The following is a 12,086-nucleotide window of genomic DNA, read 5'->3' on the forward strand; positions in this document are numbered from 1 at the left end:
CAGAACTTTTTTTAGAATTATCCTTTAACACCATCAGGATTATATCCCAGGTATTCACGCTCTTTTTCATTAAATATAATTCCGTACTCTTCTAGTTCTTTTAGTATAGGTGCGTATATTTCTTCTGTAATAGGTATTTGTACTCCGGTAGATGTGATTTCTTTATTTAGTATTTTTAACGTTGCCATTGCCACAGGAAGTCCAACAGTTTTTGCCATAGAAGTGTATTTTTGATCTTCTCCAATGCTAACCATGGTAGCGTCTATTTGTTTGCGCTCTCCATTAAGTTCATATCCAAACTTATGGTACATAACAATCATATCTTTATCACCTTCATCTAATGTCCATTTGTCCATTAAAATTTTTTGTAGGATCTGTGCTGGTGTTGCATTAGGAATCCCGACTTTTTTATCAATGTTAAAAATGTCGAGTTCTAATAACTTATCCCATATTATATCATCTTGATCGATTTTTAGATAGTGGCGTAGCTTTAATTCTACTGAATCTGTGGGTGAGTATGCTAGAAATGAATTTGTGAAATCACGGTAACTCATATGCTCTGAGTTGGTTAGTGTGTAATCATCTGCAGTCATTCCTAATTGCACAAAAATATTCCAAGCTTTAGAAAATCCAACTCTTCTTATTGTACCGCGGTACAAAGTTAGAATGTCTTCTAAGCCATATATGCTTTGGTATTTTAATGAATTTCTATTCGCATATGCTTCAAAACGACCATATTTTTCTACTTCTAGAAATTCTGTCCTTCTAAATAGTTTATGATAAGGGATGTATTTGTAAGTTCCTTCTTGAAGAAATTCTGCAGCACCTCCTTGTCCCGCCACGACTACATTTCTAGGATTCCAAGTGAATTTATAGTTCCAAAGATTGGTGTCACTTTCTGGGGCTACTAATCCTCCAGTAAAAGATTCGAATAAAATTATTTTACCACCTTGATTTCTTATTCTATCAATCACTTGCATAGCACTCATGTGATCAATACCAGGATCTACTCCAATTTCGTTCATGAAGATAAGTCCTTTTTTCTTAACTTCTTCGTGTAGTTCTTTCATTTCCTTGCTCACGTAAGAAGCAGTTACCATTGATTTTTCTAATCTTAGACAATCTTTGGCAACTTCAATATGAAATCTTGCAGGTAACATGGAAACTACAATATCAGCATCTTCGATAGCTTTTTTTCTAGAGTTTTGATCAAAAACATCTAGGGTAATAGCCTTGGTATTAGGATGGTTAGCAGCTAATGCTTTTGCGTTTGAAAGAGAAATGTCTCCAATGGTAATATCTAAATTTTCAGAAATAGATTTGTCCTGAAAATATTTGATTAAAACTGCTGTTGATTTACCTGCGCCAATGACTAGTATCTTTCGCATATCTAAATATTATTTTGATAACTTTGATGCGAATGTAGTAAATACATCAAAAAGTAAGTTCTCTATTTTGGCGTATTCGTTATATTTTGAGATAAAATTTGTCTAAAATTCATTTTTTATTTAAAAAAATGATCAATTATTGCTGAAAAAGGAATGAATAAAACAATTTTGATTACCGGAGGAGTTGCGGCTTTACTAGCTGTACTATTAGGAGCATTTGGAGCACATGGATTGGAGAAACTCGTAGATGGGAGTAATATCGAATCCTTTAAGACGGGTATTCGTTATCAAATGTATCATGCAATTTTTTGCATTATTTTAGGTAACATGACTATAATACAAGATGTTGCCAAAAAACGTATTTTTTATTTCTTCTTAATAGGAATGATTCTTTTTTCCGGGTCAATTTATCTTTTGGTTATGGATGAATTATTAGGAATTTCTTTGTCAAGTATTGGATTTATTACGCCTTTAGGAGGGTTGATGTTAATTCTTGGTTGGATTTTCTTTATAATTTCTCTTGTTAAGATTAAGTGATTTTTTTGACGGTTGGTGTAGTTTTTATTTATAATTTTGTCAAACATAACAAACACAACATATTTTTATGGAACCACTGTATCCAATTACGAAAACGATTTCGTTAAAGCATTACGGTATTGAAAATGCGACAATACGCTACCAGTTATCTCCAGAAGAGCTTCAGGAAGAAACGGTGCAAAAAGAACAAGGAAAACTTACCAAAAATGGGACACTAGCTGTTAATACGGGTGAGTTTACTGGTCGTTCGCCAATGGATCGTTTTATTGTAAAAGATCAAATAACCGCCGAAAAAATTTGGTGGGGTGATATCAATATTCCTTTCGAGCCAGATGCTTTTGATAAGCTGTATGACAAAGTTATCTCGTATCTTTCTGGTAAGGAGATATTTGTAAGAGATAGCTATGCTTGTGCAGATCCTGATTATAAACTAAACATAAGAGTGATCAATGAGTATCCTTGGTCTAATATGTTTGCTTATAATATGTTTCTTAGGCCAACAGAAGAGGAGTTAAAAGGATTTGATCCAGAATGGACGGTGATTAATGCTCCGGGTTTTATGGCTGATGCATCTGTTGATGGTACACGCCAGCATAATTTTGCGATATTAAATTTTACTAAAAAAATAGCACTTATTGGTGGAACCGGATATACTGGTGAGATCAAAAAAGGTATTTTTTCTGCATTGAATTTCATATTACCTGTATATAAAGATACTCTTCCAATGCATTGCTCAGCTAATGTAGGTGAAAAAGGAGATACAGCTATCTTTTTTGGTCTTTCTGGAACAGGTAAGACTACTTTGTCTACGGACCCTAATCGTAAATTAATTGGGGACGATGAACACGGATGGACAAAAGAAAATACTATTTTCAATTTCGAAGGTGGTTGCTATGCGAAGGTAATTGATCTTTCTGCAGAAAAAGAACCAGAGATATATGGAGCCATTAAAAAAGGAGCGATTCTTGAAAATGTAATAATGGATAATGATGGAGAGGTTGATTATGCAGATACTTCTATAACTCAGAATACACGAGTAAGTTATCCAATTTATCATATTGAAAATATTCAGGAGTCTTCTATTGGTAAAAACCCAAAGAACATATTCTTTTTAACTGCTGATGCATTTGGTGTAATGCCTCCTATTTCAAAGCTAACTCCAAGTCAAGCTGCATATCATTTTATATCTGGGTATACGGCTAAAGTTGCTGGAACTGAAGCTGGAGTTGTAGAACCGACACCTTCTTTTTCCGCTTGTTTTGGTGCGCCATTTATGCCATTACACCCAGCTAAATATGCTGAGATGTTAGTTAAGAAAATGAAGGATACTGGTGTTAATGTATGGTTAGTGAATACAGGATGGACAGGCGGTCCTTACGGTGTAGGGACTAGGATTAAGCTTAAGTACACACGTGCTATGATTCAGGCGGTTCTTAATGGTGATCTAGGATTATATTCCTACGATAACTATCATATTCATTCTGTGTTTGGAGTTGCCCAGCCAAGAGAGTGTCCTGGAGTTCCAACAACTGTTCTTAGTCCAAGAGCTACTTGGAATAATGATGAAGAATATTATAAAACTGCATTTAAGTTAACAAATGCGTTTAGAGAGAATTTCAAAAAGTTTGAATCGTATGCAAATGAGGAGATCCGTAGAGGAGGTCCACAACGATATGGTTTTTAGAGATAACTAACGAAAAGTAATTTTCAGAAACAATAAAGCCAGGAATTTAAATTCCTGGCTTTATTGTTTTATTAAACTATATGTATAAGTAGTTATATAGTATATATTTATTTTTTGTTTGCTTCTTTAATGTATTTCTGTAATGCCATAGTCATTGAAGGTGTTTCTGGAGTGGGAGCTTGTATGTTCACTTCCAAGTTATGTTCTTTAGCAGCTTTTACTGTAGAATTTCCAAAAACGGCAATACGTGTATCATTCTGTTTGAAATCAGGGAAGTTTTCAAATAGTGATTTTATCCCAGAAGGGCTAAAAAACACTAGTATATCGTAAAATACATCTCTTAAGTTAGAGAGGTCACTAACTACTGTTTTGTAAAAAATAGCTTGCTTCCATTGTACCTTTAAATTGTCTAAAGTATCTGGAATTTCTGGCTTTAATTTATCTGAAGAAGGTAATAAAAACTTCTCATTTTTATATTTCTTAATCAAAGGAGTTAACTCTTGAAAAGTACGTTTACCTACGTAAATCTTCCTTTTTCTATAAACTACATACTTTTGCAAGTAATAAGCAACTGCCTCACTCTGACAAAAATACTTAAGAGCGTCAGGAACTTTAAAACGCATTTCTTCAGCAATTCTGAAAAAATGATCTACAGAGTTTCTGCTGGTAAGTATAATAGCAGTGTATTGCGATAAATCCACTTTTTGTTGTCTCACTTCCTTAGCATCTACGCCCTCTACGTGAATAAACGGTATAAAGTCAATTTTTACCTTTTCTTTCTCCTCAAGTTCGAAATAAGGCGAATTTTCTACTTTAGGCTCTGGCTGTGAGACCAAAATCGTTTTCACTTTCATATATAGTCTTTATTTCTAATACGTCATCCTAATAATTATATAATTAGCTTGTACAGCATAAAATAGGGTGCGATTTCAAGAGCGCAAAGATACAAAATAAAATAAAACAAGTTGTTTAAAATGACGTTTTCATTCCTTCTGTATACAGAAAAAAGTATGATTAGGTTTAATAGTAGTAAAGAAACTATCAATATAATCATAACAATTTTTGAAGGTTTCACACTATAAACGAATAATAAATTAAGAGGTAATAAAATAACCCCCAAAAAATTACGATATGATATTTTATAGAATAAATAATCTTCAATCAAAGTTTCGATTGAAAATATTGTCGAAATAATCTTTTCAATTAAAATTTTACATATAAAGACAAAAAGGTAAAGAGAAGCAATTTTAAAATAGAACATCATATCAATACTATCTCCTTGCCATTGGAAAGCCTCTATACATAAATATGCAAAAAGAGATATAGAAAGAATCTGTGCTAAAATAAGAACGGAGTTGAAAAATGTAGAAAGTTTATTTCCTTTTTGATTAACAACTACATATTTGTTAGTGTTAAAAAGCATTATAAATTCAGAAAAACGAATAGAATTTATAAGTTTAGCAGATGCTAATAACGTAATTGATACCATAATTACTATGGTGATCCAATCTGTCGAAATAAGTTCTCTCGCAATAAATTTCATACTCTTTTAAAGAGGTAAAATTAAGTCATACGTATAACATAATAAAATAAAGTGTTGTAAATAAAGATGCAACACTATTTTTTTGGGATAGTTATATAAATAAACAATAATAATAGCCTTAAAAACTGAAAATAATCTAGTGATTATTTAGTTATATTTGCCTGAAAACAGCTTAGATGGTGGATGCCGTAGTAATTATTCCTACCTATAATGAAATTGAAAATGTGGAGCGTATAATAAAAAATGTGCTTGCACTCCAACGTGATTTCGATATTCTGATTGTAGATGATAACTCTCCAGATGGTACAGCAGCAAAAGTTAAGGTGCTGCAGGAAGAGTATCCGGAACATTTGTTTTTGTTGGAAAGGGAAGGTAAGTTGGGGCTGGGTACGGCTTATATTACAGGATTTAAATGGGCTTTAGAAAAATCCTATGAATATATTTTTGAAATGGATGCGGATTTTTCACATAATCCAAATGATTTAATAAGATTGTATAATGCTTGTGCTAAAGGGACATCACAGGTAGCGGTAGGATCGAGATATGTAACAGGTGTGAATGTTGTTAATTGGCCAATGAGTAGAGTACTTTTATCTTGGTTAGCATCAAAATATGTGCGCTTTATTACTGGAATGAATATTCATGATACTACAGCAGGTTTTGTTTGCTACAAAAGAGAGGTTTTGGAAAAAATCGATCTTAATAAAATAAAGTTTGTTGGATATGCTTTTCAAATTGAAATGAAGTACAAAGCTTATTTATCAAAATTTAAAATAAAAGAAATACCCGTAATATTTACGGACCGAACACGTGGTACTTCTAAGATGAGTAAAGGAATTATTTCTGAAGCTGTTTTTGGAGTTTTACGAATGAAATTAAAGAGTATGTTTAATAGTTATGAAATATGATCATGAATAGTGTATTGATTAAGAATGCTAATATTGTTAATGAAGGAAAGATTTTTAACGGAGATGTATACATAGAGAATGGCTTCTTTAAAGAAATAGCTTCCCAAATTAGTGCTAAATCTCCAGATGTGCAGGTGTTTGATGCTGAAGGAAAATATCTTTTGCCAGGAGTTATAGATGATCAAGTTCATTTTAGAGAACCAGGGCTAACACATAAGGCCACGATAGAGACAGAATCTAGAGCTGCTATAGCCGGAGGAATTACCTCTTTTATTGAGATGCCAAATACAAATCCACAGACAACTACGATAGAAAAGCTTGAAGAAAAGTTTGATATAGCGGCTAAAACTAGTTATGCTAACTACTCTTTTATGTTTGGAGGGACAAATGATAATCTCGAGGAAATACTAAAAGTAGATCCGAATAATGTAGCAGGTCTTAAGTTATTTTTAGGTTCCTCTACAGGGAATATGTTAGTTGATAATCCTGAAGTGTTAGAAAAAATATTTTCATCGACGGACTTGTTAATTTCGGTACATTGTGAGGATGAGGAAACTATTAAAAATAATACTGCAATATATAAAGAACGATATGGAGATGATATTCCTATTGATATGCACCCTATAATTAGAAGTGAAGAAGCCTGCTATTTATCATCTTCTAGAGCTGTTGCTTTAGCTAAAAAAACCGGAGCGAGGTTGCATGTTTTTCATCTTTCTACGGCAAAGGAATTAGAGTTATTTACAAATAAAATACCATTAAAAGATAAAAAAATTACGGCAGAGGTATGTATACACCACCTTTGGTTTTCTAATGAGGATTATAGGCAAAAAGGTACTTTGATAAAATGGAATCCTGCTGTGAAAACATCAAAAGATAGAGATGCTTTGTTTCAAGCATTGCTTGATGATAAATTAGACGTGATTGCTACAGATCATGCTCCTCATACTAAAGAGGAAAAAGACAATGTATATACAAAAGCTCCTTCAGGAGGACCATTAGTACAGCATGCATTACCTGCTATGTTGGAGTTTTATCATAGAGATAAGATTTCTTTAGAAAAAATTGTAGAGAAAATGTGTCATAATCCTGCGATCTTATTTCAGGTAGAGAAGAGAGGTTACATTAAAGAAGGGTATTGTGCTGATGCGGTTTTAGTGGATCTAAATGCTCCGTGGACTGTTAATACTGATAATATAGCATATAAATGCGGTTGGTCACCATTTGAGGGAACTACCTTTAAGTCAAGAATCACTCACACGTTCGTTAATGGAAGTTTAGTATACAAGAATTTTAAATTTTATGACGTGAAAAATGCGCAACGATTAACTTTTGATAGATGAAAAAGAGCTTAGTATATAGTGTTTTTGCAATCATTTTGGTTAGTTTTTCTTGTCAAAAATTAAACTCACCAGATAAGCCTGATAATCTTATTGCAGAGGACAAGATGGTTGAAATACTTACAGATATTGCCTTTGTAAAAGCGGCAAAAGGAAGTTATAAAAAGGTTTTTGATATCCAGAAAATAAACCCGGAATCTTATATTCTCGAAAAACATGGGATTGATAGTTTAGTTTTTGAAGCTAATAATAATTGGTATACCAGTCAGTTGGATCAATATGAAGAGATTTTCAATAAAGTGAAAAGTAATTTAGAAGTCTCAAAAATTAAATTTGAAAAATTAAAAAAGGAAGAGGATTCATTAAAAAAGATATCAGACTCTATTAAAAGGGTAAAAAATAACCTTAAAGATGATAAAATTTTACCCGAAGATCTGGATGAACTAGAATCGATTAAGGAAGAACTAATGGACGTAGAAAAGGAAAATGCTGTAAAGAAAAGAAGCCTTCCTAATGCTGCTTCTGGAAAAAAGAAGCAGTAGTTTCAATAGCTTTTTCCATAGGAGTGAAACTATAGGTAAGTTCTTTTTTTATTTTATCATTTTCGTAAAAGGAATTAGAGAAAGCACTTTTTATAGAAGACTTAAATATGGTTCTTTTTGTTCTAAAGAATATATGGCTGAACTTTTGTAAGTAAAAGGCAACTTTCATTAAAAATGGAGATACTTTCTTTTTGGGAGTAGGTTTATTAAGTGCCTTAGCAATCATTGAGAATGCACTTTTAAAGCTCAAGTTTTCTGAAACTAATATGTATCGCTGATTTTTTATTTCACTATTCATAAGTCGATGCATTATTTTTACTACATCATTTACAGCTACATATCCTGTGGTGCCTGTGGTATAGAATTTCATTCCTTTATGGATTTTCTTAAATAAATATCCACTTCCAGAATTATAGAAACCACGACCAATAATAATACCCGGATTTACAATTACAGTATCTAATCCTTCTTGTGTACCACGCCAAACTTCCATTTCGGCACCATATTTTGTAATAGCATAAACAGAATCAGAAATTTCTGGATTCCACTCCGAAGTTTCATTAATTGGTTTTTGTAAATTGTTTTCGCTTATTGTTGCTATGGAACTTACATAGCAAAGCTTCTGTATATTATGAATCAGCGATAAATTTACAATATTAGCAGTGCCTTGTATATTAGTTTTACGAAGTTTTTTATAGTGAGAAGGGTTAAATGATATCATAGCTGCGCAATGGTATACATGAGTGATTCCATCAAAAGCGTTTGTAAGATTAGGAATATCATTAAGATCGCCTTGTACCCAATCTATAGTATCGAATGCATTTTTATCTTCAGGTTTACAGCATTGAACAAATATATTTTTTGCATATTCTTTTTTATCAATTGTTCTGTATAATGCGCGTACTTGATGCTTTTCTTCAACTAGTTTAATTAATAAATGAGTGCCTACTAAGCCTGTAGCTCCGGTAACTAATATCATAGTTTTTGTTCTATAATACTAATGTAAACAATTAGTGATTAATAATAAGTTTGGTTCGTTAAAAAGTAGTAACCTTTTGGATGAATAGTAGCTCTAGTTATGAAAGTTTTATAAAGTCTGTTTTTTCTTTTTATACCAAAAATATCCTAGAATAAATAAAATTAGTATTGAAACAATAATCATGGGCCAATACCAACTATAGTAGCTGTTAAATTTAATCGGAGCAGTGTCTCCTAAAACATAAAAACCTCCCCAATAAAAAGGATGTATACGATTTATATTGGCGTTTTTTAAGTATTGAAGTTTTGCTTGTTGTAAAGCTTCTGCTTTACTCATGCCTTCCTTTAAATTGGTATAAAAATATTTCATTAAATCAGGCGTGGTTTGATCAGATACTTCCCAACTACTCAATAATAGACTTTTAGCACCAGCATACTGGAAAGCAGTTCCAAGACTCATGATACCTTCACCTTTGGCGATTTTTCCTGTTCCAGTATTACACGCACTGAGAACGGTAAGTTCTGCAGGGATGTTTAAAGCAAACAATTCGTGACTATGTAAAAGATCGTCTTCTATTGAATCATTACTTTGAGTAAAAAAGAGTTTCGAGTTTTCAGGTTTTTCGTTATCGACCTCACCGTGTAATGCAAGATGTAGAATGTTGTATTGACTTACATTTTTTTTAAAATTCTTTTCTACAGCTTCTAATCCATAAAAGTAATTTCCATTGATAATGTTTGCAATTGATTTGATTTCTTTTCGAGTTCCAGGAAGATCGTTTTCATATTCAGTAAGAGCAGATAAGCTAATAGTATTTGAATTTTGTTGGTCAGTGTTATTTGAGAAAGAAAATGCCAGACATTCCTTCTGCATCTGTGTGAAATTGAAAACACTTTTTTCTCGTGGTGCTAGCAATAAGTTAGCAGAGTTTGCATATGAAATTACATGTTCTTTCAATAAATATGATAACTCTTTTGGATTGTTAGTGTCGTCTTTTTTACTTAATAATAAATCAAAATTAAGATGCCATAAAGCTCCGTCTGGTACAATGATTAATTCAGTCCCAGTAAATAAATGCTTTAAAGGAGCTATTAAATTCTGATATAAATCATAAGCAACCGTTTTATATTCTAGTGTTTGCTTACCTGTAATTGTTCTCCTAAATTCTTTAATTTTTTCTTCTAATTCAGGACCGTTTAGTTCCTTTACTTCTATTTTGTTTTTGGTAATTATAAATGCATAAATGATATCATCGGATACAAAGAATTCCAATAAAGTAGTGTTGTTTTTTAGTGTTTTTTGAATATCATCAACTAGGATAATTGTATTTTGATATTTCAGTCTATGATATTTAGGGTAGTTATTTTTTATAATGATGGTTAATGAGTCTTCTATGTTTTTTAAGCGAGATAACTTGTTTTCATATTCTTGAATTCTTGAATTATTTGCAGTGGATTTAGATTTTTCTTCTATGATTCTAGATTGATAAAACGCTCTATTAATTCTTTGATTTTTTTCTAACTCTAATAATTCTTTAGATAATCCTGCAAATTCCTTTGTCTTTGATTCATTGATTAAATCTTTAAGTGTGTTGGCTTTGCTTTTTTCGATATAGTAAATTATCTTTTCAAGAGTCTGTTGTTCCTCTATTTCTTTATAAAATAGGAATTGAGTTTTTATAGCATCAGAATAAACTTCTCTTGCGCTGGAGGCAAATGCTATTTTATCTTGATAATTCTGATAAGATTTTCTGATGTAATCGATAAGGATGTCCGCTTCCTCATATATTTTTAGGCTGATACATAAATCTTCTATATTTTCATTTTCAATATATTTAGATTGTAATGTTTTTGCTTTTCCATGAAGAACGGTCAGCAGTAATTTTAAATCATAATACTCGCTGGGATCAAAAAAGGTTTCATCATTATTAGATGATTGGTCTTTTTTGTTTGCAATTACAGCTTTGTTATAATAAGTAATCGCTGTGTTAAAATCCTTCTTTTTGTCATATGCTTTGGCAATATTATAATAGAAGTCGGATGTAAGTAAATGATTTGTTCCATATGTTTTCTTAAAGGTGTCTAACCCCTTTTCATAATATTTAATGGCTTCTTCAAATTTCTTTTTTCTGATATAAATACTAGCGATTCTTAAGTTCAGATTTACAATTTTAGGATCGTTTAGATCTAAAATTGAAGAGTAAGCTTTAAGAGATTTTTGATAATAATCTAGAGAAAGGTCATATTCTTTTTTACGGTTATATATATCCCCTATATCAGAATAAAGTTTGGCGACTTTTAAGTTATTTTGACCATAAGCATTAATGTATACGGCTATACTTTTTTGGTAGTAGGATAACGATTTTTCATACTCCTGTTTATTACTATAAAGAGCTCCAATATTTTGGTAGCTTTTTCCATTTTCTATATAGTTTTCACCAAATAATTTAGTTCCTATCTTTATGCTTTTGTCATAGTATTCGATAGCTTTAGTGTTTTCTCCATTCTTGGTAAAGACTACTCCTATGTTATCGTATATAAAAGCAGTCATATCTTTTTTTCTTAGATATTGAAATGTTATTAATGACTTTTCATAATTTTCTAAAGCTAAATCATATTGGAATAGGTTTTTATAAGTAACACCGATATTTAAAAATCCGTAACCTGCATAAAAATGATACCTTCCATATCTTTTGATGGCAAGATTTAAAAAGGTTTTAAAATAATCAAGAGCAATTTCGTGTTGCCCAATATTTTTATAGATTAGACCAATTCGATCGTAATAAATAATAGTTTTTTCATGATTCTGTCCATATATTTTAAGCTCAACATCAAGTGCTTTTTTGAAATAAATAACAGAGCGCTCTAGTTTCTTTTCTGCTAATAGTGATTCTGCTTTTTTTAAATATTTGGCAGCTAAAATACTATCCTGAGCTGATTGTGCGGAAACTTTGTTAAAAGGGATGACAAGAATAAAAAAGCATAAGATCTTTAGATAAAAAAGATATTCTAGTCGTTCCATAGATTACAAGATAGGCAAATGGTGATTAACTTATTCCACCTCTTTATATAATAACTTATTATTTTAAGTTAAGAAAAGAGGATGTTTTTGAAAATTGTCTTAAAATTGTTTTTTATAAGATTTCAATCAAAAATAGATAACGTT

The 12,086-nt window shown here is 31.5% G+C and carries 10 protein-coding genes; 5 read left to right on the plus strand and 5 right to left on the minus strand.

All coding sequences use genetic code 11. The annotated features are described in order from the left end of the window. Positions 1-17: 17 nt before the first annotated feature. The gene (locus NMK29_RS22690) at positions 18-1,388 is read right to left on the minus strand and encodes a saccharopine dehydrogenase family protein (RefSeq protein WP_108804886.1); all 1,371 of its coding nucleotides are present in this window, start codon (positions 1,386-1,388) and stop codon (positions 18-20) included. Between the two features lie 153 nt (positions 1,389-1,541). Here NMK29_RS22690 and NMK29_RS22695 point away from each other — a divergent pair, with 153 nt between their 5' ends. Beyond that, the gene (locus NMK29_RS22695) at positions 1,542-1,925 is read left to right on the plus strand and encodes a DUF423 domain-containing protein (RefSeq protein ID WP_108804887.1); all 384 of its coding nucleotides are present in this window, start codon (positions 1,542-1,544) and stop codon (positions 1,923-1,925) included. 67 nt (positions 1,926-1,992) lie between these two features. Beyond that, positions 1,993-3,609 (plus strand): phosphoenolpyruvate carboxykinase (ATP), encoded by a 1,617-nt coding sequence (gene pckA / locus NMK29_RS22700; protein ID WP_108804888.1) that lies wholly within the window; start codon positions 1,993-1,995, stop codon positions 3,607-3,609. 107 nt (positions 3,610-3,716) lie between these two features. Here pckA and NMK29_RS22705 read toward each other — a convergent pair whose 3' ends face one another. Both NMK29_RS22705 and NMK29_RS23920 read right to left on the minus strand, forming a co-directional pair. Continuing rightward, positions 3,717-4,463 carry a uroporphyrinogen-III synthase gene (locus NMK29_RS22705; RefSeq protein ID WP_027394855.1) on the minus strand — a complete coding sequence of 249 codons (747 nt, stop codon included), beginning with the start codon at positions 4,461-4,463 and terminating at the stop codon, positions 3,717-3,719. A gap of 35 nt (positions 4,464-4,498) precedes the next feature. Continuing rightward, positions 4,499-5,152 (minus strand): DUF4271 domain-containing protein, encoded by a 654-nt coding sequence (locus NMK29_RS23920; protein ID WP_108804889.1) that lies wholly within the window; start codon positions 5,150-5,152, stop codon positions 4,499-4,501. Positions 5,153-5,328: 176 nt separating this feature from the next. Here NMK29_RS23920 and NMK29_RS22710 point away from each other — a divergent pair, with 176 nt between their 5' ends. Genes NMK29_RS22710 through NMK29_RS22720 form a run of 3 tightly spaced genes read left to right on the plus strand, consistent with a single transcriptional unit; the run spans position 5,329 to position 7,942 of the window. Beyond that, a complete protein-coding gene (locus NMK29_RS22710; protein ID WP_108804890.1) occupies positions 5,329-6,060 on the plus strand; it encodes a polyprenol monophosphomannose synthase in 732 nt (243 codons plus the stop codon). A gap of 2 nt (positions 6,061-6,062) precedes the next feature. Beyond that, positions 6,063-7,403 carry a dihydroorotase gene (locus tag NMK29_RS22715; RefSeq protein WP_108804891.1) on the plus strand — a complete coding sequence of 447 codons (1,341 nt, stop codon included), beginning with the start codon at positions 6,063-6,065 and terminating at the stop codon, positions 7,401-7,403. Beyond that, positions 7,400-7,942, plus strand: a complete 543-nt coding sequence (locus tag NMK29_RS22720) for a DUF4296 domain-containing protein (RefSeq protein ID WP_108804892.1) — start codon at positions 7,400-7,402, stop codon at positions 7,940-7,942. Before NMK29_RS22715 ends, NMK29_RS22720 begins: the two co-directional genes overlap by 4 nt. Here the strand turns inward: NMK29_RS22720 and NMK29_RS22725 are convergent. Then, positions 7,911-8,921 (minus strand): NAD-dependent epimerase/dehydratase family protein, encoded by a 1,011-nt coding sequence (locus NMK29_RS22725; RefSeq protein ID WP_108804893.1) that lies wholly within the window; start codon positions 8,919-8,921, stop codon positions 7,911-7,913. The two genes, NMK29_RS22720 and NMK29_RS22725, sit on opposite strands and share 32 nt — an antisense overlap. Positions 8,922-9,029: 108 nt before the next feature. After that, positions 9,030-11,942: a CHAT domain-containing protein gene (locus tag NMK29_RS22730; RefSeq protein ID WP_108804894.1), complete on the minus strand. Its 2,913-nt coding sequence runs from the start codon at positions 11,940-11,942 to the stop codon at positions 9,030-9,032. Positions 11,943-12,086 lie beyond the last annotated feature (144 nt).

The sequence above is a fragment of the Aquimarina sp. Aq107 genome, assembly GCF_943733665.1.
Lineage (GTDB): Bacteria > Bacteroidota > Bacteroidia > Flavobacteriales > Flavobacteriaceae > Aquimarina.